The sequence below is a fragment of the Citrobacter sp. Cu231 genome (assembly GCF_030332265.1).
GTDB classification, from domain to species: domain Bacteria; phylum Pseudomonadota; class Gammaproteobacteria; order Enterobacterales; family Enterobacteriaceae; genus Citrobacter; species Citrobacter meridianamericanus.
Genome location: NZ_JAOWIE010000037.1, coordinates 114,250 through 141,244, shown reverse-complemented (window position 1 = coordinate 141,244; position 26,995 = coordinate 114,250). Strand labels below are relative to the sequence as shown.

At 51.1% G+C, this 26,995-nt stretch carries 22 protein-coding genes; 16 read left to right on the top strand and 6 right to left on the bottom strand.

Features of this window, described 5'->3' with window-relative positions; all coding sequences use genetic code 11:
- The first annotated feature begins 1 nt into the window (after position 1).
- Complete coding sequence (locus tag OGY15_RS13835; RefSeq protein WP_187252723.1) at positions 2-865, top strand: dimethyl sulfoxide reductase anchor subunit family protein; 864 nt, start codon at positions 2-4, stop codon at positions 863-865.
- A gap of 29 nt (positions 866-894) precedes the next feature.
- Here OGY15_RS13835 and ycaC read toward each other — a convergent pair whose 3' ends face one another.
- Positions 895-1,521: an isochorismate family cysteine hydrolase YcaC gene (gene ycaC, locus OGY15_RS13830; RefSeq protein WP_016152433.1), complete on the bottom strand. Its 627-nt coding sequence runs from the start codon at positions 1,519-1,521 to the stop codon at positions 895-897.
- 385 nt (positions 1,522-1,906) lie between these two features.
- Between ycaC and OGY15_RS13825 the strand changes: the two genes are divergently transcribed.
- A complete protein-coding gene (locus OGY15_RS13825) occupies positions 1,907-3,055 on the top strand; it encodes an MFS transporter (RefSeq protein ID WP_151217917.1) in 1,149 nt (382 codons plus the stop codon).
- A 214-nt stretch (positions 3,056-3,269) separates the two neighbouring features.
- On the top strand, positions 3,270-4,691 hold the full coding sequence (locus tag OGY15_RS13820; protein WP_151217918.1) for an amino acid permease: 1,422 nt from the start codon (positions 3,270-3,272) through the stop codon (positions 4,689-4,691).
- Positions 4,692-4,734: 43 nt separating this feature from the next.
- On the opposite strand, the gene pflA is transcribed toward OGY15_RS13820, so the two are convergent.
- The 4 genes from pflA to ycaO all read right to left on the bottom strand — a co-directional run bounded on the left by pflA (position 4,735) and on the right by ycaO (position 11,027).
- On the bottom strand, positions 4,735-5,475 hold the full coding sequence (gene pflA / locus OGY15_RS13815; protein WP_286539645.1) for a pyruvate formate lyase 1-activating protein: 741 nt from the start codon (positions 5,473-5,475) through the stop codon (positions 4,735-4,737).
- Between the two features lie 185 nt (positions 5,476-5,660).
- Positions 5,661-7,943 carry a formate C-acetyltransferase gene (pflB, locus tag OGY15_RS13810; protein ID WP_003035753.1) on the bottom strand — a complete coding sequence of 761 codons (2,283 nt, stop codon included), beginning with the start codon at positions 7,941-7,943 and terminating at the stop codon, positions 5,661-5,663.
- 59 nt (positions 7,944-8,002) lie between these two features.
- A complete protein-coding gene (gene focA, locus OGY15_RS13805) occupies positions 8,003-8,860 on the bottom strand; it encodes a formate transporter FocA (RefSeq protein ID WP_003035756.1) in 858 nt (285 codons plus the stop codon).
- Positions 8,861-9,266: 406 nt separating this feature from the next.
- A complete protein-coding gene (gene ycaO / locus OGY15_RS13800; protein WP_187252722.1) occupies positions 9,267-11,027 on the bottom strand; it encodes a 30S ribosomal protein S12 methylthiotransferase accessory factor YcaO in 1,761 nt (586 codons plus the stop codon).
- A 136-nt stretch (positions 11,028-11,163) separates the two neighbouring features.
- Here ycaO and OGY15_RS13795 point away from each other — a divergent pair, with 136 nt between their 5' ends.
- From OGY15_RS13795 to OGY15_RS13735, 13 genes are all read left to right on the top strand, one after another.
- Complete coding sequence (locus OGY15_RS13795) at positions 11,164-11,856, top strand: DUF421 domain-containing protein (RefSeq protein WP_151225128.1); 693 nt, start codon at positions 11,164-11,166, stop codon at positions 11,854-11,856.
- Between the two features lie 212 nt (positions 11,857-12,068).
- The gene (gene serC / locus OGY15_RS13790; protein ID WP_151217919.1) at positions 12,069-13,157 is read left to right on the top strand and encodes a 3-phosphoserine/phosphohydroxythreonine transaminase; all 1,089 of its coding nucleotides are present in this window, start codon (positions 12,069-12,071) and stop codon (positions 13,155-13,157) included.
- Positions 13,158-13,225: 68 nt separating this feature from the next.
- Positions 13,226-14,509, top strand: a complete 1,284-nt coding sequence (gene aroA, locus OGY15_RS13785) for a 3-phosphoshikimate 1-carboxyvinyltransferase (protein ID WP_187259762.1) — start codon at positions 13,226-13,228, stop codon at positions 14,507-14,509.
- A 171-nt stretch (positions 14,510-14,680) separates the two neighbouring features.
- Entirely contained in the window at positions 14,681-15,364 is a 684-nt protein-coding gene (cmk, locus tag OGY15_RS13780; RefSeq protein ID WP_005123561.1) for a (d)CMP kinase, read from the top strand.
- Between the two features lie 113 nt (positions 15,365-15,477).
- Positions 15,478-17,151 carry a 30S ribosomal protein S1 gene (rpsA, locus tag OGY15_RS13775; RefSeq protein WP_003035776.1) on the top strand — a complete coding sequence of 558 codons (1,674 nt, stop codon included), beginning with the start codon at positions 15,478-15,480 and terminating at the stop codon, positions 17,149-17,151.
- A 159-nt stretch (positions 17,152-17,310) separates the two neighbouring features.
- A complete protein-coding gene (gene ihfB / locus OGY15_RS13770) occupies positions 17,311-17,595 on the top strand; it encodes an integration host factor subunit beta (protein ID WP_003035780.1) in 285 nt (94 codons plus the stop codon).
- Positions 17,596-17,801: 206 nt separating this feature from the next.
- A complete protein-coding gene (locus OGY15_RS13765) occupies positions 17,802-20,066 on the top strand; it encodes a ComEC family protein (RefSeq protein ID WP_286539637.1) in 2,265 nt (754 codons plus the stop codon).
- A 36-nt stretch (positions 20,067-20,102) separates the two neighbouring features.
- A complete protein-coding gene (gene msbA / locus OGY15_RS13760) occupies positions 20,103-21,851 on the top strand; it encodes a lipid A ABC transporter ATP-binding protein/permease MsbA (RefSeq protein ID WP_151217921.1) in 1,749 nt (582 codons plus the stop codon).
- Complete coding sequence (gene lpxK / locus OGY15_RS13755) at positions 21,848-22,825, top strand: tetraacyldisaccharide 4'-kinase (protein ID WP_151217922.1); 978 nt, start codon at positions 21,848-21,850, stop codon at positions 22,823-22,825. Before msbA ends, lpxK begins: the two co-directional genes overlap by 4 nt.
- Positions 22,826-22,866: 41 nt before the next feature.
- Complete coding sequence (locus OGY15_RS13750) at positions 22,867-24,099, top strand: winged helix-turn-helix domain-containing protein (protein WP_187259760.1); 1,233 nt, start codon at positions 22,867-22,869, stop codon at positions 24,097-24,099.
- Positions 24,100-24,150: 51 nt separating this feature from the next.
- A complete protein-coding gene (ycaR, locus tag OGY15_RS13745) occupies positions 24,151-24,333 on the top strand; it encodes a protein YcaR (protein ID WP_151217924.1) in 183 nt (60 codons plus the stop codon).
- Complete coding sequence (kdsB, locus tag OGY15_RS13740; protein WP_016152452.1) at positions 24,330-25,076, top strand: 3-deoxy-manno-octulosonate cytidylyltransferase; 747 nt, start codon at positions 24,330-24,332, stop codon at positions 25,074-25,076. Before ycaR ends, kdsB begins: the two co-directional genes overlap by 4 nt.
- A gap of 163 nt (positions 25,077-25,239) precedes the next feature.
- Positions 25,240-26,133, top strand: a complete 894-nt coding sequence (locus OGY15_RS13735) for a YcbJ family phosphotransferase (protein ID WP_151217925.1) — start codon at positions 25,240-25,242, stop codon at positions 26,131-26,133.
- Here OGY15_RS13735 and elyC read toward each other — a convergent pair.
- Positions 26,110-26,886, bottom strand: a complete 777-nt coding sequence (gene elyC, locus OGY15_RS13730) for an envelope biogenesis factor ElyC (RefSeq protein ID WP_151217926.1) — start codon at positions 26,884-26,886, stop codon at positions 26,110-26,112. The genes OGY15_RS13735 and elyC overlap by 24 nt on opposite strands.
- Positions 26,887-26,995 lie beyond the last annotated feature (109 nt).

Below are 26,995 nucleotides of genomic sequence, written 5' to 3'. Positions count from 1 at the left end.
GATGGGAAGTGGATGGCATGAATGGCCGCTGATGATCTTCACGGTCTTCGGACAGTGTGTGGTTGGTGGCTTTATTGTTCTGGCGCTGGCGCTGATGAAAGGGGACTTACGTCCTGAAACGCAGCAGCGCGTGATCGCCTGCATGTTTGGACTGTGGGTATTGATGGGTATTGGCTTTATTGCTTCTATGCTTCATCTGGGCTCGCCGATGCGCGCCTTTAACTCACTCAATCGTGTAGGGTCTTCGGCGTTGAGTAACGAAATTGCCAGCGGCTCCATCTTCTTTGCCGTTGGTGGTATCGGCTGGCTGCTGGCCACGTTGAAAAAAATGTCGCCCGCGTTACGCAATCTGTGGTTAGTTGTCACCATGGTACTGGGCGTGATTTTTGTCTGGATGATGGTACGTGTGTATAACACTATCGATACTGTACCGACCTGGTACAGCGTCTGGACACCGTTGGGCTTCTTCCTGACGATGTTTATGGGCGGTCCGCTGCTGGGGTATCTGTTACTGAGAATTGCCGGTGTTGACGGTTGGGCGATGCGCTTGCTGCCGGCTATCTCAGTGCTTGCTCTGGTGGTGAGCGCCATCATGTCAGTAATGCAGGGGGCTGAACTGGCGACGATCCACAGTTCGATTCAGCAGGCGTCTGCGCTGGTTCCGGATTACGGATCGCTCATGGCGTGGCGGATTGTGGCGCTGGCATTAGCGCTGTGCTGCTGGATTGTACCGCAAGTGAAGGGTTACCAGCCTGCAGTTCCGTTGCTTTCCGTCGCATTTATTCTGTTGCTTGTTGGAGAGTTAATAGGTCGTGGCGTGTTCTACGGCCTGCATATGACCGTTGGTATGGCGGTAGCGAGCTAAATGATAAACCGGGGCTTAGCCCCGGTTTTTTACTTCTGTTTCGTTAACGTGTCGTAGCTGGTCATCAGATTGCGATAATCGGGGATGTGGTTAGAGAACAACGTTGCCAGCCCCTCGATATCGTTGCGCCAGTCGCGGTGCAGCTCGCATGCGACGCCAAACCACGTCATCAGTTGAGCACCGGCCTGCGACATCCGATCCCATGCTGAATGGCGGGTAATTTCATTAAATGTGCCTGAGGCATCGGTGACAACAAAGACGTCAAAACCTTCTTCAATAGCCGAGAGCGCAGGGAAGGCAACGCAAACTTCCGTCACGACGCCGGCGATAATCAGCTGCTTTTTGCCGGTCGCTTTCACCGCTTTCACGAAATCTTCATTATCCCACGCGTTAATGTTTCCGGGGCGAGCAATATAGGGCGCGTCGGGAAATTGCGCTTTTAGCTCCGGCACCAGCGGCCCATTGGGTCCGGTCTCAAAACTGGTTGTCAGAATGGTCGGGAGTTTGAAGTATTTTGCTAAGTCACCGAGGGCAAGCACGTTATTTTTAAATTTATCGGGATCGATATCCCGAACCAGAGAGAGCAGGCCAGCCTGATGGTCGACCAGCAGTACTGCCGCATTATCTTTATCAAGTCTCACGTAAGGTTTAGTCATGATATTTCTCCTGTTCAGCATCAGTGGGGAAAATTTGATGAGTTTAAGTCTACAGAGAGAGCGAAATTTGGATTAGATAGGTAAAAAGGAACTCACAGTTCTATTTTGAGGACAATGCAGGTTTGCATCCCGCATAGAGTTTAGTAAGAAATAAAAGCACGGGGAGTCCATGAAATTTTTCGACTGAACGGAACGCGATATTTTTGTTTTAGATCAATAAAAACAAGCAGATGTGTTTTTGAGCTTTTTATCTATTCACATTAAGAATCAGTAATGCAAATCGATCGGCCAGAAAGCGCCACAGCCCTCTGATTACGCCGATTGACAATGTTTTTGGCAGTGGCATGATGCGCATGAAATTTGAACTTCCTCACGGTTTTTATTCATGTCCACCTATACTCGTCCCGTCATGCTGCTGCTGTGCGGGCTGCTTCTGTTGACCCTGGCGATCGCCGTGTTAAACACGCTCGTCCCGCTTTGGCTCGCCCATGAAAACCTGCCCACCTGGCAGGTAGGCGTGGTGAGCTCGTCTTACTTTACCGGTAATCTGGTAGGGACGTTGTTGACCGGGTATTTAATCAAACACCTTGGCTTTAATCGCAGCTATTACATCGCCTCGTTTATTTTTGCTGCGGGTTGTGTCGGGTTGGGGATTATGGTGGGATTCTGGAGCTGGATGACCTGGCGCTTTATCGCCGGTGTTGGCTGCGCCATGATTTGGGTGGTGGTGGAAAGCGCGCTGATGTGCAGCGGGACTTCGCGTAATCGCGGACGTTTACTTGCCGCCTATATGATGATCTATTATGTGGGGACGTTTTTAGGCCAGCTGCTGGTGAGTAAAGTATCCACGGAATTGATGAACGTCCTGCCGTGGGTGACAGGGACTATCCTGGCTGGTGTTTTGCCACTGCTCTTTACTCGCATTGCCAATCAGCAGGGTGATGAGCAGCAGTCCACACCTATTGTCTCCATGCTGAAACTGCGACAGGCGCGCCTGGGCGTGAATGGCTGTATCATTTCCGGGATTGTGCTGGGGTCTTTGTATGGCCTGATGCCGCTGTATCTCAACCATCAGGGAGTGAGCAACGCCAGTATTGGCTTCTGGATGGCTGTTCTGGTTAGTGCCGGAATTCTGGGACAGTGGCCGATTGGCCGCCTGGCGGATAAGCTGGGACGCCTGTTGGTTTTACGCGTCCAGGTTTTCGTGGTCATCGTTGGCAGTATCGCCATGCTAAATCAGGCGGCGATGGCGCCCGCATTGTTTATGTTGGGTGCGGCAGGTTTTACCCTCTATCCGGTGGCGATGGCCTGGGCCTGTGAAAAGGTGGAACATCATCAGCTGGTCGCCATGAATCAGGCATTGTTATTAAGCTATACCGTGGGCAGCCTGCTTGGTCCTTCATTTACCGCGATGCTGATGCAAAATTATTCAGATAGCTTGCTGTTTATCATGATCGCCAGCGTATCGTTTATTTATTTACTGATGCTGTTACGTAAAACGGGCCATACGCCCAATTCTATTGCGCATGTTTGATCTGATTTAACACAAACCGACCAGGTTCCCATACATATTGTTTATGTATGCTTTATGTGGACCTGGTATTATTTAATCGCACGCATCTGTCCTGAAAATAAAGTGTGCAGAAGGTTATAGTTTTACATCCCGCCGTTTCCGCTCGTTCATTTTAACGCGCATAATCCCACGCCTTATATATTAATACTCAAAAAGCTTCTACGAAGGATCGCGTATGGCTGGTGTGCAGGAAAAACAATTGCGATGGTACAACATCGCATTGATGTCGTTTATCACCGTTTGGGGTTTTGGCAACGTTGTTAACAACTATGCTAATCAGGGACTGGTTGTTGTCTCCTCATGGATATTTATTTTTGCGCTCTATTTTATTCCCTATGCGCTGATTGTTGGACAACTTGGTTCTACTTTTAAAGATGGGAAAGGCGGGGTCAGTACCTGGATTAAGCACACGATGGGGCCAGGTCTTGCCTATCTTGCTGCATGGACCTATTGGGTCGTGCATATTCCTTATCTGGCGCAAAAGCCGCAGGCCATTCTGATTGCGCTGGGATGGGCGCTAAAAGGCGATGGGTCACTGATAAAAGAGTATACCGTTGTGGCCCTGCAAGGACTGACGCTGGCGCTATTTGTCTTTTTCATGTGGGTTGCGTCCCGTGGTATGAAATCACTGAAAATTGTGGGCTCAGTGGCGGGCATCGCGATGTTCGTGATGTCTATTCTGTATGTCGTGATGGCGGTAACTGCTCCGGCGATCACCGATGTGCAGATAGCAACAACCAATATCACATGGGAATCGTTCATCCCGCATATCGATTTTACCTATATTACCACGATCTCAATGCTGGTCTTTGCCGTTGGCGGCGCCGAGAAAATATCACCTTACGTTAATCAGACACGTAATCCGGGCAAAGAATTTCCGAAAGGGATGCTCGTCCTGGCTGTGATGGTGGCAGTGTGTGCGATCCTCGGGTCGCTGGCCATGGGGATGATGTTTGACTCCCGGCATATTCCTGATGATCTCATGACCAATGGTCAATATTACGCCTTCCAGAAATTGGGCGAGTATTATGGTATGGGTAACTCGCTGATGGTTATTTACGCTATTGCCAACACATTAGGACAGATCGCGGCATTAGTATTTTCTATTGATGCACCGCTTAAAGTTCTCTTGGGCGATGCGGATCGTAAATATATTCCGGAAAGCCTGTGTAAAACCAATGCCTCGGGGACACCGGTCAATGGTTATATTCTGACGCTGGTGCTGGTAGCGATTTTGATTATGTTGCCAACCCTGGGGATTGGCGACATGAACAATCTCTACAAGTGGTTGCTAAATCTCAATTCAGTCGTGATGCCATTGCGTTATCTATGGGTGTTTGTGGCGTTTATTGCTGTTATTCGCCTGGCGCAGAAGTATAAGCCGGAATATGTCTTTATCCGGAATCGATCGCTGGCGATGACGGTGGGGATCTGGTGCTTCGCTTTTACCGCATTTGCTTGTCTGACCGGGATCTTCCCGAAAATGGAAGCCTTTACCCCTGAGTGGACATTCCAGCTCACGCTGAATATCGTGACGCCGTTTGTGCTGGTAGGATTGGGGTTGATTTTCCCGCTACTGGCGAGAAGAGGGCGCTAAGGTAGAGTCTGGTGGGTAACGGGTCCGTTACCCACCATAAATATCAATACATCACTTTATGTCCATATTGCTCGAGAATGCCTTTCAGGCGCTCCATGGTCTCTTTCTTCGGCGGCTTAACGCCATCCAGCTTGTACTCTTCACCCATCGCCACCCATTTGTGCTTGCCCAGTTCGTGGTAAGGCAGCAGCTCGATTTTTTCGACGTTGCCCATATCGCGGGTAAACTCGCCCAGGCGGTGTGCGGAATCATCATCGTCAGACCAGCCAGGCACGACTACGTAGCGGATCCAAACCTTGATATCTTTGTTAGACAAATAGCGGGCGAACTCCAGCGTACGATGGTTAGATACGCCTACCAGATTCTGATGGATTTCATCGTTCATCTGTTTGAGATCGAGCATCACCAGGTCGGTGACTTCCAGCAGTTCATCAATCACCGGATCGTAGCGGCGAACAAAACCGTTGGTATCCAGACAGGTATGAATGCCTTCTTTTTTACAGGCGCGGAACCAGTCACGTACGAATTCAGCTTGCAGGATAGCCTCACCGCCGGACGCTGTCACACCACCGCCGGAGGCGTTCATAAAGTGGCGATAGGTCACGACCTCTTTCATTAATTCATCGACGGTGACTTCTTTACCGCCGTGCGTATCCCATGTGTCGCGGTTGTGGCAATACAGGCAGCGCATCAGGCAGCCCTGGAAAAAGGTAATAAAACGTATGCCCGGGCCATCAACAGTGCCACAGGATTCAAAGGAGTGAATGCGACCAATAACTGACATTGCGGTGTTTCTCCAGGTGTGGCCCATCCGGGGCCAGTGTTAGTGCACAGTTATTAACTGTGTCGAGTCTGTTTTGGCTGATATCCATAAGTATAGATAGCTGACAAAGCAGGCTATTAAAAAGGCCCCACTTACGTGGAGCCTTTATTGTACGCTTTTTAAAGTACGATTTCAGTCAAAACCAATTACATGGTCTGAGTGAAGGTACGAGTAATAACGTCCTGCTGCTGTTCTTTAGTCAGGGAGTTAAAACGTACTGCGTAGCCAGAAACACGGATGGTCAGCTGCGGATATTTTTCCGGATGTTCCATCGCATCCAGCAGCATTTCACGGTTCATGACGTTCACGTTCAGGTGCTGACCACCTTCGATGGATGCTTCGTGGTGGAAGTAGCCATCCATCAGACCAGCCAGGTTGGTCTTACGAACTTCGTCGTCTTTACCCAGTGCGTTCGGAACGATAGAGAAGGTGTAAGAGATACCATCTTTAGCGTATGCAAACGGCAGTTTAGCAACGGAGGTCAGAGAGGCAACAGCACCTTTCTGGTCACGACCGTGCATTGGGTTAGCACCCGGTCCGAATGGCGCGCCAGCACGACGACCGTCTGGGGTGTTACCCGTTTTCTTACCATAAACCACGTTAGAGGTGATGGTCAGAACAGACTGAGTCGGGATAGCGTTACGATAAGTAGTCAGTTTCTGAATTTTCTTCATGAAACGTTCTACCAGATCAACCGCCATGTCATCAACGCGAGAGTCGTTGTTACCAAACTGCGGGTATTCGCCTTCGATTTCGAAGTCGATAGCCAGACCGTCTTCGTCACGAATCGGCTTAACTTTCGCATATTTGATTGCAGACAGGGAGTCAGCAGCGACGGACAGACCAGCGATACCACACGCCATGGTGCGGATAACGTCACGGTCATGCAGTGCCATCAGAGAGGCTTCGTAGCTGTACTTGTCGTGCATGTAATGGATAACGTTCAGTGCGGTGACGTACTGTTTAGCCAGCCAGTCCATGAAGTGATCCATGCGGTCCATCACTTCGTCGAAGTTCAGAACGTCGCCTTTGATCGGTTCAGATTTAGGACCAACCTGCATTTTCAGTTTTTCATCAACGCCGCCGTTGATTGCGTACAGCATGGTTTTCGCCAGGTTTGCACGCGCACCGAAGAACTGCATTTGTTTACCAACAACCATCGGGCTTACGCAGCAAGCGATAGCGTAATCGTCGTTGTTGAAGTCCGGACGCATCAGGTCATCGTTCTCGTACTGCAGAGAAGAGGTGTCGATGGACACTTTAGCGGCGAATTTCTTGAAGTTCAGAGGCAGTTTTTCAGACCACAGAACGGTGATGTTCGGCTCCGGAGAAGGACCCATGGTGTACAGGGTGTTCAGGAAGCGGAAGCTGTTTTTGGTAACCAGAGTACGGCCATCAACGCCCATACCACCGATAGATTCAGTTGCCCAGATTGGGTCACCGGAGAACAGTTCATCGTATTCTGGGGTACGCAGGAAGCGAACCATACGCAGTTTCATGACCAGGTGGTCAATCATTTCCTGAGCGTCTTGTTCGGTGATTTTGCCTGCTTTCAGATCGCGTTCGATGTAAGCATCCAGGAAGGTGGATACGCGACCGAAGGACATTGCTGCGCCGTTCTGAGATTTAACCGCGGCCAGGTAGCCGAAGTAAGTCCACTGGATAGCTTCCTGAGCGTTGGTAGCCGGACCAGAGATATCGCAGCCATATTTAGCAGCCATTTCTTTGATCTGACCCAGTGCGCGGTGCTGTTCAGCGATTTCTTCACGCAGACGGATAGTTGCTTCCAGGTTTACGCCGTTTTCCAGATCGGACTGCAGAGAGACGAACTGAGCGTATTTGTCTTTCATCAGGTAGTCGATACCGTACAGCGCAACGCGACGGTAGTCACCGATGATACGGCCACGGCCATACGCATCTGGCAGACCAGTCAGAACACCGGATTTACGGCAGTTCAGAATGTCTTTGGTGTAAACATCGAATACGCCCTGGTTGTGGGTTTTGCGGTATTCGGTGAAGATTTTTTTCAGCATCGGGTCCAGTTCGCGGTTGTACGCTTTGCAGGAACCTTCAACCATTTTGATGCCGCCAAACGGAATGATCGCACGTTTCAGCGGAGCTTCAGTCTGCAGACCAACAATTTTCTCGAGCGCTTTGTTGATGTAGCCAGCGTCGTGAGAAGTGATGGTAGAAGCAACGGAGGTGTCAAAGTCAACAGGCGCGTGAGTGCGGTTTTCCTGTTTAACGCCTTCCATCACGCTGTCCCACAGTGCAGTGGTCGCATCAGTTGCGCCAGCCAGGAAGGACTCGTCACCCTCATATGGAGTGTAGTTTTTCTGAATGAAGTCACGTACGTTTACTTCATTCTGCCAGTCACCTTTGGTAAAACCTTCCCAGGCTGTGGCTAACTTTTCATTAAGCTCGGACATGTAACACCTACCTTCTTAAGTGGATTTTTTATTTACTGCGTGTAATGGGCATCATCAGATTAATGATGATCGTTACCACGCAGATAAATGACCCAGTATGTCAACCCGACCAACAAACCGCCGCCGATAATGTTACCGATCGTAACCGGAATCAGGTTATCGGTGATGAAATTCATCACGGTCAGGTGAGAAAAATTCTCCGGAGAAGACCCAACAGCGGTCCAGAATTCCGGGGTGGCGAAATCGCGTATTACAATACCCATAGGGATCATAAACATGTTTGCGATACTGTGCTCAAAACCGCTGGCAACAAACATTGCGACCGGTAATACCATGATAAACGCTTTGTCCATCAGGCTGCGGCCAGAGTAGCTCATCCATACCGCCAGGCACACCATCAGGTTAGCAAGGATGCCAAGGCTTACTGCCTCAACAAAAGTATGGTGCACTTTGTGGTCGGCTGTTTGCAGGACGTTGAGCCCCCACGCGCCGTTGGCGGTCATGTATTCGCCGGAAAGCCACATCAGTAGCACGAAGAGCAAGCAACCCACCAGGTTACCGACATACACGTTAAGCCAGTTTTTAGCCAATTGGCCCCAGGTAATACGACCACTGGCTTTTGCTACGACAATCAATACGGTTGAGGTGAAGAGGTCTGCGCCGCAGACAACGCAAAGAATCAGCCCTAGGGAAAAGCAGATACCACCTACTAATTTTGCCATGCCGAAAGGCATAGTTCCGGTACCGGTTGTTGCGGTGATATAGAAAACAAAGGCAATTGAAATGAATACACCGGCAGTAATTGCCAGATAGAACGTCTTAAGCGGATGTTTCGTTGCTTTATAGACGCCTGCTTCTTCGGCAACTTTGGCCATTGCAGCAGGAAGAATAAGATCAAAAGGGTTGTCAGCTTTCACACTAACTCTCTCTTTATTAAGTCGGCGACGAGATACTAACAAAGCATTATAGATGAGAATTTGATATAGATCATATCTCGCCTGGCTTATAGGCCCGTAAGACGCATGGTTTTTATGCGATTACGGAGTAACTTGTTGATTATCCACATAAAAATAAATTTTAAAAATTATAAAGTGAGTTGAATTTTTTCTTTTTGTCTCCTGTTAGACGGTTAATTAAAATGGAGTAATTGAGATAAAAAACTGCATTAATACGCTAATTTTTTTAATATCAACCACTAATATTTAACCTTGTTTTTACATTTATTTTCCGATTTGACCAAAATAAAAAAAACAGGGCGCTCAAAGCGCCCCGTAATATATCCCAGACAAAACTTTTAGCCTACTTAGCGCAGGCTGACTGTCATTATTTTGACCAATGTGCCGCTTTCGCGCGCTGTAGTTTTTCATAGGCTTTCAGCAGAGACTGATGCGCCGGGAAAGCCTGCAGATCGCTATCAACGGTTTGCAACCCGTAGAATGGCGCTTCGCCACTCAATGCTGCACTTGCCGCTTCAACCGCCTCGGCACCGTACATGCGGACAAACGCATTCAGATATTGCAGCGGCTGACGATCTTCTTCCTGAGAGAGCAGAAGCAGCGTTTGCAGACAGCGGTAGTAGTTGGCACGTTCAGCGCTAAAGACGGAGGCATTGAATTCCATCGTCCATTCTGTCCAGACCAGCGCCTGCTCCAGGTCGCCACCGGCCAGCGCCAGCATCACTTTTAGCTCGCCAATACGCAGGGTGTACCAACCGTTATCCGCGCCGGTTGCCAGACCAAGTAGTTCGCGTACGCGGGTGAAGTCGTCAAAGCCTTCTTCATCCAGTTGTTCGATCAGGTTGAGATAGTCTTCTTTATCCCATTCACTTCCCGGCAGAGAGAGGATGGTGTCACGCAGATGGGCGCCCATGGCGTTGTTGGCTAACCACAGATCTTCAGCCGGGTAGATGTCAGACATTCCCGGAACAATAATGCGGCAGGCGTAAACGCTCAGATGCTCATAGTCGGCGATATACACTTCTTTATCTTCAGCATTGAAGATAGCCATTAGGGTGGCGAACTCTTCTTCCGTGGTGCCAGAGAAATTCCAGTCAACGAACGGATAGTCGGCATCCTGCTTGAACAGATCCCATGAAATCAGACCGCTGGAATCAATGAAGTGGGTTTCAAGGTTAGTGTGTTCAGCCACTTCTTCGTCGTCAAAAGTCGGTGGGGTGAAGACATCAAGGTCTTTCAGACCACGGCCCTGCAACAGTTCAGTGACGGTACGCTCCAGTGCTACGCCGAAATCCGGGTGCGCGCCGAAGGAGGCAAAGCAGGTACCGTTCGCCGGGTTGAACAGGACAACGCAAATCACCGGATACTTGCCGCCCAGCGAGCCATCGTAGGCGAAAATTGGGAAACCTTCCGCTTCCAGTTTGGCGATGGACTCCACCACAGCCGGATAGCGCGCCATGACTTCGGCCGGGATTTCCGGCAGGCTGATGCTTTCCGCAATAATGCGGTTCTTCACATGACGCTCAAAGACTTCAGACAGGCCCTGAACGCGAGCTTCGTTTCGCGTGTTACCCGCAGACATGCCGTTAGAAACATACAGGTTGCCGATAATATTCATCGGTATATAGACGGTCTGGTTATCAGACTGGCGGGTAAACGGCAGACCGCAGACGCCACGTTCTTCATTACCGGACTGTAGATCGATAAGCATGCTGCCAGTCAGTTCGTTTTCTGGATCGTAAAACGCTCGCAGTCGTGCATCCAGCAGACCTTCTGGTACATCGTCGTTTTCAGTCAGCGGGAACCATTTTTCGTTCGGGTAATGCACGAACGGACCGTTGGCGATGGTTTCACCCAGCCAGAAATCCGCAAAGAAGTAGTTAGTCGACAGACGCTCAAAGTATTCGCCCAACGCGGAAGCCAGTGCCGCTTTTTTTGTCGCGCCTTTCCCGTTGGTAAAGCACAACGCGCATTCTTTGTCGCGAATATGTACAGACCAGACGTTAGGGACGGGATTCAACCACGAGGCTTCCTCAATTTGAAAACCAAGGTCGAGCAATTTTTGCTGGAAGCGAGCGATGGAGTCTTCCAGAGCGGCATCTTTGCCGGGGATAAATGTTTGCGTCATGAAAATCACTTTTGTCGTACGGAAAGCGCGCAATGATACGGGTTTTCAATGAACGGCGCTATCGTCGCCGGATTCCAGGCGTAAATAAAAGCATTAGCTATGCTTTCTTACAGCCAACCACGTTTAGAGCATATTAATGAAAGCATTCGATTTACACCGTATGGCGCTTGATAAAGTGCCGATGGATTTTCTGGGCGAAGTTGCTTTGCGCAGCCTCTATACCTTTATATTGGTTTTTCTGTTTTTAAAAATCACCGGACGTCGCGGCGTACGTCAGATGTCGCTTTTTGAAGTCCTGATCATCCTTACGCTGGGTTCCGCAGCGGGAGACGTGGCGTTTTATGATGATGTTCCAATGCTGCCGGTGCTGGTGGTCTTTATTACCCTTGCAGTGCTGTACCGGTTGGTAATGTGGTTGATGGCACACAGCGAAAAAATGGAGGATTTGCTGGAGGGGAAGCCCGTTGTGATCATTGAGGATGGTGAGCTGGCATGGTCAAAGCTCAATAGCGCCAATATGACGGAATTCGAGTTCTTTATGGAATTGCGTTTGAACGGCGTAGAGCAATTAGGACAGGTGAAACTGGCCATTCTGGAAACGAACGGGCAAATCAGCGTCTATTTCTATGCCAATGAAGATGTAAAGCCGGGACTCAGTATTCTGCCAAAACGCTGTACGCAACGCTTTAAGATAATGCCTGAAGCTGGGGACTATGCCTGCATACGTTGCAGTGAAGTGGTGCAAATGAATGCCGGCGATCATCAATTATGCCCGCGCTGTGCAAATCCAGAATGGTCGAAGGCCAGTCGGGCAAAACGGGTTACCTGACAGCGAAAATCTCGGTTTTTACCCGTCAATCCGATAGATTCTGTTGTGTGACCAACGACACATTTTTACCCTGGTCATTTTTACCCATTGCGGCGCGTGTCACTGAATGATAAAACCGATATCCACAGGAATAACTTATACCAATATCTGTCACCGGATTATCGTCAATGACAGGATGTTGATTGGACAACAACACAACGTGGTGAGGGGAAATGGCTCAGGTCTTCAATTTTAGTTCAGGTCCGGCAATGCTACCGGCAGAAGTACTTAAACTGGCTCAACAGGATCTTCGCGACTGGAACGGTCTTGGCACGTCGGTGATGGAAATTAGCCACCGTGGCAAAGAATTCATTCAAGTCGCAGAGGAAGCAGAGCAGGATTTTCGCGATCTTCTCAGTATCCCCTCCAACTATAAAGTGTTGTTCTGCCATGGCGGTGGCCGTGGGCAATTCGCGGGTATCCCGTTAAATATTCTGGGTGACAAAACCACGGCGGATTACGTGGATGCTGGGTATTGGGCCGCCAGTGCAATTAAAGAAGCGAAGAAGTACTGTACGCCAAACGTTATCGACGCCAAAGTCACCGTTGACGGACTGCGTGCCGTTAAGCCGATGAGTGAATGGCAGCTTTCTGACAATGCGGCGTACTTGCACTATTGCCCGAATGAAACCATCGATGGCATTGCGATCGATGAAACGCCGAATTTTGCCAGCGACGTGGTGGTTACGGCGGATCTGTCCTCGACCATTCTTTCCGCACCGATTGACGTTAGCCGCTATGGCGTAATTTATGCCGGAGCGCAGAAAAACATTGGCCCGGCGGGGCTGACGATTGTCATCGTGCGTGAAGATTTGCTGGGTAAGGCCCATGTGTCTTGCCCGTCAATCCTCGATTATACCGTGCTGAATGACAACGACTCCATGTTTAATACGCCGCCAACTTTTGCCTGGTATCTGTCTGGCCTGGTCTTTAAATGGCTGAAAGAGCAGGGCGGTGTTAACGCGATGGATAAAATTAACCAGCAAAAAGCGGAACTGCTGTATGGCGTAATCGATAACAGCGATTTCTACCGTAATGACGTGGCGAAATCGAACCGTTCTCGCATGAACGTCCCGTTCCAGTTGGCTGATAGCACGCTGGATAAACTCTTCCTGGAAGAGTCTTTCGCTGCGGGCCTGCATGCGCTGAAAGGGCATCGTGTGGTCGGCGGTATGCGCGCGTCCATCTACAATGCAATGCCGCTGGAAGGTGTAAAAGCGCTGACCGATTTCATGGTCGATTTCGAGCGTCGCCGCGGTTAATCAGCTTTATTTTCATCCCCACAGCCAACCTGTGGGGTTTTTATGTCTGTTTTTGAGAGTCGAGTTTCATGGAATCCCTGACGTTACAACCCATTGCGCGGGTGGATGGCACCATCAATCTGCCTGGATCCAAAAGTGTTTCTAACCGCGCTTTGCTGCTGGCTGCATTAGCAAATGGCACCACTGTTCTGACCAACCTGTTGGACAGCGATGATGTCCGCCATATGCTTAATGCTCTGAATGCGTTAGGGATTATCTATACCCTTTCAGCCGATCGCACGCGTTGCGAGATAATCGGTAATGGCGGTGCGCTGCATGCAGAAGGTGCTGTGGAGCTGTTCCTTGGCAATGCCGGAACCGCAATGCGCCCGCTGGCCGCAGCGCTGTGCCTGGGCAACAATGACATCGTGCTCACGGGCGAACCGCGCATGAAAGAGCGCCCGATTGGTCATTTGGTTGATGCGCTACGCCAGGGCGGAGCCAACATTGAATACCTGGAGCAGGAAAACTATCCGCCTTTACGTCTGCGCGGTGGTTTCACCGGAGGACAGGTTGAGGTTGACGGCAGCGTATCCAGCCAGTTCCTCACGGCATTGCTGATGACTGCGCCGCTGGCGCGGCAGGACACGACGATCGTCATTAAAGGCGAGCTGGTATCCAAACCTTACATTGATATCACACTGAACCTGATGAAAACGTTTGGTGTTGAAATTGAGAATCAGAACTACCAGCGCTTTGTCGTGCAGGGTCAGCAGCAGTATCAGTCGCCGGGTGCATATCTGGTTGAAGGTGATGCTTCATCAGCTTCCTATTTTCTCGCGGCAGGCGCTATTAAAGGCGGTACGGTAAAAGTCACCGGGATTGGCCGCAACAGTATGCAGGGTGATATTCGCTTCGCTGATGTACTGGAAAAAATGGGGGCGAAAATCACCTGGGGTGATGACTTTATTGCCTGTACTCACGGTGAGCTGAATGCAGTAGATATGGATATGAACCATATTCCCGATGCGGCGATGACCATTGCCACGGCTGCGTTGTTCGCTAAAGGCACCACGACCTTACGTAATATCTACAACTGGCGCGTCAAAGAGACCGACCGCCTGTTCGCGATGGCGACCGAGTTGCGTAAAGTGGGGGCGACGGTGGAAGAGGGCGAGGACTATATTCGCGTTACACCGCCAGCGACGTTACAGTTTGCAGATATCGCGACCTACAACGATCACCGCATGGCGATGTGTTTCTCGCTGGTGGCGTTGTCTGACACGCCGGTAACCATTCTGGACCCTAAATGTACTGCCAAAACCTTCCCGGATTATTTCGAACAGCTGGCGCGTATTAGTACACCTGTCTGATTTTATTGCCGCACCCTTGGGTGCGGCACATTCCGTCATCTCCGGCTGTCTATTTATTCTACACTCAGCTTCAATGATTCTGCATTTTTCACACAAAGATAACGATCGTTGTCGTTGGCGCGTATAATGCGCGGCGTTCACGTTAACGTATGCCCGTTTAAGGAGAAAAAGATGACGGCAATTGCCCCGGTTATTACCATTGATGGCCCAAGCGGTGCAGGAAAAGGCACCTTGTGCAAGGCAATGGCGGAAGCATTGCAGTGGCATCTGTTAGATTCAGGCGCGATCTACCGCGTACTGGCGCTCGCAGCGTTGCATCACCATGTTGATGTCACTTCTGAAGATGCTCTGGTACCGCTTGCCTCACACCTGGATGTGCGTTTTATCTCAACGGACGGCAACCTGGAAGTCATTCTGGAAGGCGAAGATGTTAGCGGCGAAATCCGCACCCAGGAAGTGGCGAATGCCGCCTCTCAGGTCGCTGCGTTTCCTCGCGTGCGCGAAGCGCTGTTACGCCGCCAACGCGCATTTCGTGAAGCGCCCGGCCTGATTGCCGACGGGCGTGACATGGGAACCGTGGTGTTCCCGGATGCTCCGGTGAAAATTTTTCTGGACGCCTCCTCGCAAGAACGTGCGCACAGACGTATGCTACAGTTGCAGGAAAAGGGCTTTAGTGTTAACTTTGAACGCCTTTTGGCCGAGATCGAAGAACGCGATTACCGCGATCGTAATCGTGCTGTAGCGCCGCTTGTTCCCGCTGCTGATGCTTTAGTTTTGGATTCAACCCGATTAAGCATTGAGCAAGTGATTGAAAAAGCGTTACAATACGCGCGCCAAAAACTGGCTCTCGCTTAAGTGCGACCGAATTTGCAGTACCCCCGTTGCAATGGATTGACAGCGGGTATGTTAAACAACCCCATCCGGCACGGAGCCAGGTGGACGTTAAATATGAAACCTGAAGATTAAACATGACTGAATCTTTTGCTCAACTGTTTGAAGAATCCTTAAAAGAAATCGAAACCCGTCCGGGTTCCATCGTTCGTGGTGTTGTTGTTGCTATCGACAAAGACGTAGTACTGGTTGACGCTGGTCTGAAATCTGAGTCCGCCATTCCGGCAGAGCAGTTCAAAAACGCCCAGGGCGAGCTGGAAATCCAGGTTGGTGACGAAGTTGACGTTGCTCTGGATGCAGTAGAAGACGGCTTCGGTGAAACCCTGCTGTCCCGTGAAAAAGCTAAACGTCACGAAGCTTGGATCACGCTGGAAAAAGCTTACGAAGAAGCTGCAACCGTTACTGGTGTTATCAATGGCAAAGTCAAGGGTGGCTTCACTGTTGAGCTGAATGGTATTCGCGCGTTCCTGCCGGGTTCTCTGGTAGACGTTCGTCCGGTCCGCGACACGCTGCACCTGGAAGGCAAAGAGCTTGAATTCAAAGTAATCAAGCTGGATCAGAAGCGTAACAACGTTGTTGTTTCCCGTCGTGCCGTTATCGAATCCGAAAACAGCGCAGAACGCGATCAGCTGCTGGAAAACCTGCAGGAAGGCATGGAAGTTAAAGGTATCGTTAAGAACCTCACTGACTACGGTGCATTCGTTGATCTGGGTGGCGTTGACGGCCTGCTGCACATCACCGACATGGCATGGAAACGCGTTAAGCATCCGAGCGAAATCGTAAACGTTGGCGACGAAATCACTGTTAAAGTGCTGAAGTTCGACCGCGAGCGTACTCGTGTATCTCTGGGCCTGAAACAGCTGGGCGAAGATCCATGGGTAGCTATCGCTAAGCGTTATCCGGAAGGTACCAAACTGACTGGTCGCGTGACCAACCTGACCGACTACGGCTGCTTCGTTGAAATCGAAGAAGGCGTTGAAGGCCTGGTTCACGTTTCCGAAATGGATTGGACCAACAAAAACATCCACCCGTCCAAAGTTGTTAACGTTGGCGACGTAGTGGAAGTTATGGTTCTGGATATCGACGAAGAACGTCGTCGTATCTCCCTGGGTCTGAAGCAGTGCAAAAACAACCCATGGCAGCAGTTCGCGGAAACCCACAACAAGGGCGACCGTGTTGAAGGTAAAATCAAGTCTATCACTGACTTCGGTATCTTCATCGGCCTGGACGGCGGCATCGACGGCCTGGTTCACCTGTCTGACATCTCCTGGAACGTTGCAGGCGAAGAAGCAGTTCGTGAATACAAAAAAGGCGACGAAATCGCAGCCGTTGTTCTGCAGGTTGACGCAGAGCGTGAGCGTATCTCTCTGGGCGTTAAACAACTCGCAGAAGATCCGTTCAACAACTGGGTTGCACTGAACAAGAAAGGCGCAATCGTAAACGGTAAAGTCACTGCAGTTGACGCTAAAGGCGCAACCGTAGAACTGGCTGACGGCGTTGAAGGTTACCTGCGCGCTTCTGAAGCTTCCCGTGACCGCGTTGAAGATGCAACTCTGGTTCTGAGCGTAGGCGACGACGTTGAAGCGAAATTCACCGGCGTTGATCGTAAGAACCGTGCAATCAGCCTGTCTGTTCGTGCTAAAGACGAAGCTGATGAGAAAGATGCAATCGCAACTGTTAACAAACAGGAAGATGCTAACTTCTCTAACAACGCAATGGCTGAAGCTTTCAAAGCAGCTAAAGGCGAGTAATATCGAGTGCTCTAAATCCTTTGTGCTGTTAACAGCACAAAGGGTGACGAGTAGCTTGACAGATTACAGGATTCGTCCTGTAATCAATGACAAAGGGCGGCTACGGCCGCCCTTAATCAATGCAGCAGCTAATTATGCCTTTAAGGAATCGGAGGAATCATGACCAAGTCAGAATTGATTGAAAGACTTGCAACCCAGCAACCTCATATTCCCGCGAAAGCGGTTGAAGATGCAGTTAAAGAGATGCTGGAACATATGGCCTCGACTCTTGCGCAGGGCGAGCGTATTGAAATCCGCGGTTTCGGCAGCTTCTCTTTGCATTACCGCGCACCACGCACCGGACGTAATCCGAAGACCGGCGATAAAGTGGACCTGGAAGGAAAATACGTTCCGCACTTTAAACCAGGTAAAGAACTGCGCGATCGCGCCAATATTTACGGTTAAGTTTTTAGCGAAACTTAACGCCGAGAAAAGCACCCGCATGGGTGCTTTTTTCATTTCTGTTTGCTAATTCCGGAATCCTCATCCCAGTTAATTTGTACGTTACTTCCGCCGCTAAATGTCAGCGGAACGCACGCCGTATAACGATAAATTGTTGCCAGACAACTGTCGAAGAGTGCTGCACACTCCCTGCTACAGGGAGGTAATTGATGAAAATAACAACGGTTAGTACGTGCGCATTATTCGGCATTCTCCCGCTTATATTATTACCCGTGCTGCCAGGCATGCTGTGCATCAGCGTTGTATTTTGTCTGGCGTGTGTACTCTGTCTTTTTTCCTGTAGGCATTTGCGTTTTGCCGGAATAACCCTACTGTTCTTTCTTTGGGGCATCCTGGCAGCAAAAGATGCTCTGTGGGCTGGTAATACGCTCCCTGCGAAAACCCAGCAAGCTGTTGTGCGGATAACCGGAACTGACAATATGACGACGCACTATGGTCAGATTACGCATCTGCAGGGGAAACGCCTCTTTCCCTCCGTCGGAATTATCCTGTATGGACAGTACTTACCTGGTGACGTTTGTGCGGGTCAGACATGGGCGATGACGCTGAAGGTCCGTGCCGTACACGGCCAATTGAACGAGGGAGGATTTGATAGCCAGCGTTATGCGTTGGCGCAGCACCAACCCTTGACGGGACGATTTTCGCAGGCCTCGGTTATCACACCACAATGTAGCCTGCGAGCGCAGTATCTTGCCTCGTTGAAAACCACGCTTGCTGATTTCTCCTGGCAGCAGGTCATACTGGGGCTGGGAATGGGGGAGCGCTTGTCCGTGTCGCAAGAGGTGAAATACATTATGCGTGATACCGGCACGGCGCATTTGATGGCGATTTCCGGGCTGCATATTGCATTTGCCGCCCTTCTGGCTGCAGGAATAATTCGCGCGAGCCAATTTTTCATGCCAACCAGGTGGATTTGCTGGCAGATTCCGTTAGTAGGGGGGATCGTCTGTGCAACATTCTATGCCTGGCTAACGGGGTTGCAACCCCCGGCATTACGGACGGTTGTTGCGCTGCTGGTCTGGGGGGCGCTAAAACTCAGCGGCAGGCAGTGGAATGGATGGTCGGTGTGGATCTGTTGTCTGGCAGCCATTCTGGTGGTAGATCCTGTCGCCGTTCTTTCACAAAGTCTGTGGTTGTCTGCTTTTGCCGTTGCAGCGCTGCTGTTCTGGTATCAATGGGTTCCTGCGCCAAATTGGCCGTTATCGTTCGTTGGACGTCAATTCCTGGCGCTTGCTCATCTGCAACTGGGTATTACGCTTCTGCTTCTGCCGGTGCAAATCGCGATGTTCCACGGTTTCAGTCTGACCTCTTTTCTGGCGAATTTGTTTGCCGTACCGCTGGTCACGTTTATTGCCGTACCCTTGATATTAGCAGGCATGATCGTGCATTTAACCGGGCTGGTGATGGTTGAATCGGGCCTGTGGTTTTTAGCCGATCGCTCTCTGGCGCTGCTGTTTTGGGGACTCAGGAGCCTGCCTGAAGGGTGGACCAATATTGATGCACGCTGGCAAGGGTTTGCATTTTTACCCGGACTGACGATCATCGCATGGCGCCTAAATATCTTGCGTACGCTACCGGTGGTCTGTTTCACGGTGCTGATTATATTGAGTGGGCCATTCTGGCGTACCTCACGTACTGATGTGTGGCAAGTGCATATGCTGGATGTCGGGCAGGGGCTGGCGATGGTGATTGAGCGTAATGGGAAAGCGCTGCTTTATGATACAGGTCTGGCATGGCCTGAAGGTGATAGCGCGCAACAGCTGATTATTCCCTGGTTACGCTGGCACAATCTGGAGCCGGAAGGGGTAATTTTAAGCCATGAGCATATGGATCACCGGGGCGGGTTAGGCTCGCTGCAGAAAGCCTGGCCGTCGCTATGGATAAGAAGTCCGCTAGGTTGGGAAGGGCATCTGCCCTGTTTTCGCGGGGAAAGTTGGCGATGGCAAGGATTAACCTTTAGTGCGCACTGGCCGGTGCGTGGCAATACAGATGTAGGGAATAACCACTCTTGCGTGGTTAAAGTTGATGATGGGTATCAGAGTATTCTGCTGACCGGCGATATTGAGTCTCCCGCTGAACAAAAAATGCTAAGTCACTACTGGCAGCATCTGCAGTCTACGGTGGTGCAGGTTCCACATCATGGCAGCAATACCTCATCATCACTGGCGTTGATTCAGCGGGTCGGCGGACAGGCTGCGTTAGCCTCAGCATCCCGTTACAATGCCTGGCGTCTACCGTCCTGGAAGGTGAAACAGCGTTATCAACAACAAAATTATCAATGGCTGGATACACCACATCAGGGGCAGATCACGCTGGATTTCTATCAAAACAACTGGCGAATACACAGCTTGCGGGATCAGATTTTACCTCGTTGGTATCATCAGTGGTTTGGCGTGTCGGAGGATAACGGGTAGAATATGCGGCTATTCTAACAAATGCCGGTTTTTTGAATGCATAACGATAAAGATCTCTCTACGTGGCAGACGTTTCGCCGACTATGGCCAACCATAGCGCCTTTTAAATCGGGTCTGATCGTGGCGGGTATAGCGTTAGTCCTTAACGCGGCCAGCGATACCTTCATGTTATCGCTCCTTAAGCCATTACTGGATGATGGTTTTGGTAAAACCGATCGCTCAGTGCTGCTGTGGATGCCGCTGGTGGTCATTGGACTGATGATAGTTCGTGGCTTAACCAGCTATGTCTCCAGCTACTGTATCTCATGGGTGTCAGGCAAAGTGGTTATGACCATGCGCCGCCGCCTGTTTGGTCACATGATGGGCATGCCGGTCTCCTTCTTTGATAAGCAGTCTACAGGTACGCTGCTGTCACGTATTACCTATGATTCAGAGCAGGTCGCGTCATCATCTTCTGGCGCGCTAATCACCGTGGTACGTGAAGGTGCCTCGATTATTGGCCTGTTTATCATGATGTTCTATTACAGCTGGCAGCTGTCATTGATCCTGATTGTGCTGGCGCCAATTGTGTCAGTGGCAATCCGAGTGGTTTCCAAGCGCTTTCGTAACATCAGTAAAAACATGCAAAACACCATGGGGCAGGTTACGACCAGTGCGGAGCAGATGCTGAAAGGCCACAAAGAAGTTTTGATTTTTGGTGGCCAGGAAGTCGAAACCAAGCGCTTTGATAAAGTCAGCAACAAGATGCGTCTGCAGGGGATGAAGATGGTTTCTGCCTCTTCTATCTCTGACCCTATCATCCAGCTGATTGCGTCTTTGGCGCTGGCCTTCGTGTTATATGCGGCCAGCTTCCCAAGCGTAATGGAAAACCTGACGGCAGGGACAATTACCGTTGTCTTCTCCTCAATGATCGCGCTGATGCGTCCGTTAAAATCGCTGACTAACGTCAACGCGCAGTTCCAGCGCGGTATGGCAGCATGCCAGACTTTATTTACTATTCTGGATAGCGAACAGGAAAAAGATGAAGGTAAACGCGTTATCGAACGTGCGACCGGCGATCTCGAGTTCCGCAATGTGACTTTCACCTATCCAGGACGTGAAGCACCGGCTCTGCGCGACATCAACCTGAACATTCCAGCGGGCAAAACCGTTGCTCTGGTTGGCCGTTCGGGATCTGGTAAATCCACCATCGCCAGCCTGATTACGCGCTTCTACGATATCGATGAAGGGCAGATTCTGATGGACGGACACGATCTGCGCGAATATACCTTGGCGTCCCTGCGCGATCAGGTCGCGTTGGTTTCGCAGAATGTGCATCTGTTTAACGATACAGTCGCCAACAACATCGCCTACGCGCGTACCGATATGTACAGTCGCGAGCAGATCGAAAAAGCGGCACAGATGGCCTACGCCATGGATTTCATCAATAAGATGGATAATGGGCTGGATACGGTGATTGGCGAAAACGGCGTCCTGCTTTCCGGTGGCCAGCGCCAGCGTATCGCTATCGCCCGCGCCTTGTTGCGTGACAGCCCGATTCTGATCCTTGATGAAGCAACGTCGGCTCTCGATACCGAATCCGAACGCGCGATTCAGGCTGCTCTGGATGAACTTCAGAAAAACCGTACTTCCCTGGTGATTGCTCACCGTCTTTCTACCATTGAACAAGCGGACGAAATCATCGTGGTGGAAGACGGTATTATTGTTGAACGTGGAACCCATAGCGAGCTGATTGAGCAGCGCGGGGTCTATGCGCAATTACACAAAATGCAATTCGGCCAATGATCGCACGAATCTGGTCTGGTGAGTCGCCACTGTGGCGGCTGTTACTTCCACTCTCCTGGCTGTATGGCCTGGTGAGTGGCGGGATCCGCCTATGCTACAAGCTTGGGCTGAAACGCGCATGGCGCGCGCCAGTACCGGTTGTGGTGGTCGGAAACCTTACAGCCGGCGGCAATGGCAAAACACCGGTGGTAATTTGGCTGGTTGAACAACTGCAGCAACGCGGGATTCGCGTGGGCGTAGTGTCGCGTGGTTACGGTGGGAAAGCGGCTGCTTACCCGTTGTTATTGACTGCAGAGACCACCACCGCAGAAGCGGGTGATGAACCGGTGCTGATAGCCCAACGTACCGGCGTGCCGGTAGCGGTATCCCCGGTAAGATCGGATGCGGTAAAAGCCATTTTGGCCCATCACGACGTGCAGATCATTGTGACGGACGATGGTCTACAGCATTATCGTCTGGCGCGGGATGTTGAAATCGTGGTTATTGATGGTGAACGTCGGTTTGGCAATGGCTGGTGGCTTCCCGCAGGCCCAATGCGGGAACGCGCAGGTCGCCTTAAATCGGTAGATGCGACTATTGTGAACGGTGGAGTTGCGCAGCCAGGGGAAATCCCGATGCGACTTGAACCTGGACTGGCGGTTAATTTACGCACGGGCGAACGCCGCGATGTGGCGCTCCTGCCCAATATTGTCGCTATGGCGGGCATCGGCCATCCACCGCGTTTTTTCGCCACACTGGAAGCGTGTGGGGCCAGAGTGCAAAAATGTATCGCGCTGGCAGACCATCAGTCTCTGACCTACAGTGAGGTCAGCGCGCTTGCCAACCCCGGACAAACGCTGGTGATGACGGAAAAAGATGCGGTTAAATGTCGTGCATTTGCTGATGAAAACTGGTGGTATTTACCGGTTGACGCTCATTTGTCAGGCGACCGGCCTGACGTGTTGCTGGATAGCTTAATCTCGCTGACTCGCTAACGGGTTCATACTGCGGCAGCGAATCATTTATGAGGCCATAAATGTCGTTGCCGCGTCTTTCTCTGACGGATGCCCGCCATCTTCACCTTGCGGCCCAGGGGCTGCTGAAAAAAACACGCCGCCGGGCAACGCCTGCAGATATTCTTCCCACCATTTCGCGCATGTCGTTACTGCAAATCGATACCATCAATATTGTCGCGCGTAGCCCCTATCTGGTGCTGTTTAGTCGTTTGGGCAATTACTCGCCCCAGTGGCTGGATGACTCACTCCTGCAAGGCGAATTGATCGAATACTGGGCGCATGAGGCCTGCTTTTTGCCACGCAGCGACTTTATGCTGATCCGCCACCGCATGCTGGCCCCGGAGAAAATGGGCTGGAAGTATCAAGCGGCGTGGATGAAAGAACATGCGCAGGAGATCGAGCAACTGCTCCAGCACATCCAGCATAACGGAGCAGTACGCTCTGTCGATTTTGAGCATCCGCGCAAGGGTGCCAGCGGCTGGTGGGAATGGAAACCGCACAAACGCCATCTTGAAGGCTTGTTCACTGCCGGGAAAGTCATGGTAGTTGAACGGCGTAATTTCCAGCGCGTGTATGATTTAACCCATCGCGTCATGCCGCACTGGGATGATGAACGCGACCTACTTTCGCAGGAAGATGCTGAAAGCGTCATGCTGGATAACAGCGCCCGCAGTCTGGGGATTTTTCGCGAACAGTGGCTGGCAGACTATTACCGACTGAAGCGCCCGGCGCTAAAAAGCTGGTGTGAGGTGCGCAAAGAACAGCAACAAATTATTCCTGTCGACGTTGAAGGGCTGGGAACGCTATGGCTGCATAGTCACCTTCAGCCGCAGTTGGAACAGGCGCTGGCGGGTAAATTAACGGCGACCCATAGCGCTGTTTTATCGCCTTTTGATCCGGTGGTTTGGGATCGTAAACGGGCAGAGCAGCTATTCGACTTTAGCTATCGGCTGGAATGCTATACGCCAGCGCCGAAACGTCAATATGGTTATTTTGTCTTGCCGTTGCTGCATCACGGGCAGTTGGTTGGGCGGATGGATGCCAAAATGCACCGCAAAACGGGCGTACTGGAGGTTATTTCGCTGTGGTTGCAGGATGGCGTCAAACCAGGGGGCACTTTGCGAAAAGGATTGTTTCAGGCGATTGATGATTTTGCCCGCTGGCAGCAGGCAACTCGCGTAACGCTGGGGCGCTATCCTGAAGGTTTATTTGCTGATGCACGCCATGGTTGGGAAATAGACCCAGCCCTGTAAGCGATTATGTTAATATTTACGGATTCACAATCCGGTCCATCTGGAGGAACTATGGATCATCGTCTGCTTGAAATCATTGCCTGCCCGGTATGCAATGGCAAACTCTGGTTTAACCAGGAAAAACAGGAACTGATTTGTAAACTGGATAACCTTGCTTTCCCATTGCGTGATGGCATTCCCGTGTTACTGGAAACCGAAGCCCGCATTCTGACTGCTGATGAGAGTAAATCATGAGTTTTGTGGTCATTATTCCTGCGCGTTATGCGTCCACTCGTCTGCCGGGCAAGCCGCTACTGGATATCAACGGCAAGCCAATGATCGTGCATGTCCTGGAGCGTGCGCGTGAATCTGGCGCCGAACGCATCATCGTTGCGACCGATCACGAAGATGTTGCTCGCGCGGTAGAAGCGGTAGGCGGTGAAGTATGTATGACTCGCGCGGATCACCAGTCCGGTACGGAGCGCCTGGCGGAAGTTGTCGAGAAATGTGGCTTTAGCGACGATACCGTTATTGTGAACGTTCAGGGTGATGAGCCGATGATCCCGGCGGTCATTATTCGCCAGGTCGCTGAGAATCTGGCGCAGCGCCAGGTTGGTATGGCGACCCTTGCAGCCCCGATTCACAGCGCGGAAGAGGCCTTTAATCCGAATGCGGTAAAAGTTGTTCTGGACGCCGAAGGGTATGCGCTCTATTTTTCACGCGCGACCATTCCGTGGGATCGTGACCGTTTCGCCAAAAGCCTGGAAACGGTGGGTGACACCTTCCTGCGTCATTTGGGTATTTACGGCTATCGTGCCGGGTTTATCCGCCGCTATGTTAACTGGCAGCCCAGCCCGCTTGAGCATATTGAAATGCTGGAGCAGTTACGCGTGCTGTGGTACGGCGAAAAAATTCACGTTGCCGTCGCAAAAGAAGTCCCCGGAACCGGCGTAGACACAGCCGAAGACCTTGAACGCGTGCGCGCTGAAATGCGTTAGTTTTTCTCATGACACTCCCCCCGGTGATGCGAATTTTTGGGAGGAGTGTCGTATCGTTACGTTTTCCCTCCACTTTTCTTTTCATCAATTGATCTCATCCGGGTGACATCTGTCTGCACGACGCTCATTATGAAAGCAGTAGCATTAATGAGGGCAATCTGAAATGGAACAGTTGCGTGCCGAACTCAGCCATCTGCTGGGCGAAAAACTCAGTCGTATAGAATGCGTGAATGAAAAAGTGGATACGGCCCTGTGGGCACTGTACGACAGCCAGGGAAATCCAATGCCGCTGATGGCAAGAAGTTTCACTACGCCGGGTATGGCGCAGCAGCTGGCATGGAAAACTTCGATGCTGGCGCGCAGTGGAACGGTACGTATGCCCGTTATTTATGGAGTCTTAACGCACGAGGAGCATCCCGGTCCCGATGTGCTACTGCTTGAACGTTTACGCGGGGTGCCGGTTGAAGCGCCAGCCCGAACGCCCGAACGTTGGGAACATTTAAAGGATCAGATTGTAGAAGGTCTGCTGTCATGGCATCGGCAGGATAGCCGTGGCTGCGTGGGAATGGTGGATAACACGCAAGAGAATGTCTGGCCATCCTGGTATCGTCAACGAGTTGAGGTGCTGTGGACTACGTTAAGTCAGTTCAACAATACCGGGCTGACGATGCAGGACAAGCGGATCCTGTTTCGGACCCGCGAGTGTTTGCCCGCTTTATTTGAAGGATTCAATGATAACTGCGTGTTGATCCATGGTAATTTCAGTTTACGCAGCATGCTTAAAGACGCCCGTAGCGATCAGCTTCTGGCCATGGTGGGGCCCGGTTTGATGCTGTGGGCACCCAGGGAATATGAATTGTTCCGTTTAATGGATAATGCGCTGGCGGAAAGCCTGCTATGGCAATACCTGCAGCGCGCGCCAGTAGCGGAGTCGTTCATCTGGCGGCGCTGGTTATATGTGTTATGGGATGAGGTGGCACAATTGGTTAACACCGGGCGTTTTAATCGTTCCAACTTTGACCTGGCTACGAAATCACTGCTGCCGTGGCTCGCCTGAACCTTTTAGCCACTGCCATATGCGCCCCAGCGTTTCGTAACCCGCGCGGTCGCTATGCATCAGCCAGACGGGTGAAGGAATCGCGCGTTCCCACGGATTAAGCGGAGAATCAATCGCTAACTGATTAGCTGGCGCTGGCAAAGGATGTAACCCGGCCTGCTGGAAGAAGATCATCGCTCGCGGCAAGTGTGAGGCTGAGGTTACCAGCAAGAACGGCGCGTTACCGATGGCCTGTTTTACCGCGGCGGCTTCTTCTTCGGTATCTTTCGGTTGATCCAGGGTGATTATTTCATCGGCTGGCACCCCCAGCGACTGCGCAACGCGTGCACCAGCTTCAGCGGTACTGACGTTATTAGTTTTTGCGGCAGCACCAGTAAAGATAAGCTTAGATCCCGGGTTTGCGCGCCATAGGCGAATACCTTCACTCAGACGTGGAAGGCTGTTGTTGATCAGGTTTGAACTTGGTGCCCACTGCGGATTCCAGGTATATCCGCCCCCCAACACCACAATGTACTCCACTTTTTGTGTATCCTGCCAGGTTGGATAACTATCCTCAATCGGTTTCAACAAGCTATCGGCGACGGGCTGCAAACTTAAAAGTAACAGCGCCAGCCAACTCAGGCTAATACACACTTTCCCTGTTTTTTGAAAACGGCTAAACCAGATCAGTGCCAGGCCTATACCCATCATAATTAGCATCAGCGGCAGCGGCAGCATCATACCGCCCATCACTTTCTTCAGCGTAAAAAGCATGCTTTTTGGTTCCTTTTTTAACCATACAGCAGGGGATCTGCAGGGATATTACACCAGGAAGGTTCCTTCTTGGCGTGGGTGTGACAAAATAGCGGTTTTACTTAGTCAC

What these genes read in the sequence shown, in the direction of transcription:
- OGY15_RS13750 (WP_187259760.1), top strand. Translation starts at nt 22,867, where the DNA reads ATGTCGTTGCCGCGTCTTTCTCTGACGGATGCCCGCCATCTTCACCTT.
- OGY15_RS13820 (WP_151217918.1), top strand. Translation starts at nt 3,270, where the DNA reads ATGGCTGGTGTGCAGGAAAAACAATTGCGATGGTACAACATCGCATTG.
- elyC (WP_151217926.1), bottom strand. Translation starts at nt 26,886, where the DNA reads ATGCTTTTTACGCTGAAGAAAGTGATGGGCGGTATGATGCTGCCGCTG.
- OGY15_RS13735 (WP_151217925.1), top strand. Translation starts at nt 25,240, where the DNA reads ATGGAACAGTTGCGTGCCGAACTCAGCCATCTGCTGGGCGAAAAACTC.
- msbA (WP_151217921.1), top strand. Translation starts at nt 20,103, where the DNA reads ATGCATAACGATAAAGATCTCTCTACGTGGCAGACGTTTCGCCGACTA.
- lpxK (WP_151217922.1), top strand. Translation starts at nt 21,848, where the DNA reads ATGATCGCACGAATCTGGTCTGGTGAGTCGCCACTGTGGCGGCTGTTA.
- ycaR (WP_151217924.1), top strand. Translation starts at nt 24,151, where the DNA reads ATGGATCATCGTCTGCTTGAAATCATTGCCTGCCCGGTATGCAATGGC.
- OGY15_RS13835 (WP_187252723.1), top strand. Translation starts at nt 2, where the DNA reads ATGGGAAGTGGATGGCATGAATGGCCGCTGATGATCTTCACGGTCTTC.
- pflA (WP_286539645.1), bottom strand. Translation starts at nt 5,475, where the DNA reads ATGTCAGTTATTGGTCGCATTCACTCCTTTGAATCCTGTGGCACTGTT.
- OGY15_RS13795 (WP_151225128.1), top strand. Translation starts at nt 11,164, where the DNA reads ATGAAAGCATTCGATTTACACCGTATGGCGCTTGATAAAGTGCCGATG.
- ycaC (WP_016152433.1), bottom strand. Translation starts at nt 1,521, where the DNA reads ATGACTAAACCTTACGTGAGACTTGATAAAGATAATGCGGCAGTACTG.
- ihfB (WP_003035780.1), top strand. Translation starts at nt 17,311, where the DNA reads ATGACCAAGTCAGAATTGATTGAAAGACTTGCAACCCAGCAACCTCAT.
- ycaO (WP_187252722.1), bottom strand. Translation starts at nt 11,027, where the DNA reads ATGACGCAAACATTTATCCCCGGCAAAGATGCCGCTCTGGAAGACTCC.
- rpsA (WP_003035776.1), top strand. Translation starts at nt 15,478, where the DNA reads ATGACTGAATCTTTTGCTCAACTGTTTGAAGAATCCTTAAAAGAAATC.
- OGY15_RS13765 (WP_286539637.1), top strand. Translation starts at nt 17,802, where the DNA reads ATGAAAATAACAACGGTTAGTACGTGCGCATTATTCGGCATTCTCCCG.
- OGY15_RS13825 (WP_151217917.1), top strand. Translation starts at nt 1,907, where the DNA reads ATGTCCACCTATACTCGTCCCGTCATGCTGCTGCTGTGCGGGCTGCTT.
- aroA (WP_187259762.1), top strand. Translation starts at nt 13,226, where the DNA reads ATGGAATCCCTGACGTTACAACCCATTGCGCGGGTGGATGGCACCATC.
- cmk (WP_005123561.1), top strand. Translation starts at nt 14,681, where the DNA reads ATGACGGCAATTGCCCCGGTTATTACCATTGATGGCCCAAGCGGTGCA.
- serC (WP_151217919.1), top strand. Translation starts at nt 12,069, where the DNA reads ATGGCTCAGGTCTTCAATTTTAGTTCAGGTCCGGCAATGCTACCGGCA.
- pflB (WP_003035753.1), bottom strand. Translation starts at nt 7,943, where the DNA reads ATGTCCGAGCTTAATGAAAAGTTAGCCACAGCCTGGGAAGGTTTTACC.
- kdsB (WP_016152452.1), top strand. Translation starts at nt 24,330, where the DNA reads ATGAGTTTTGTGGTCATTATTCCTGCGCGTTATGCGTCCACTCGTCTG.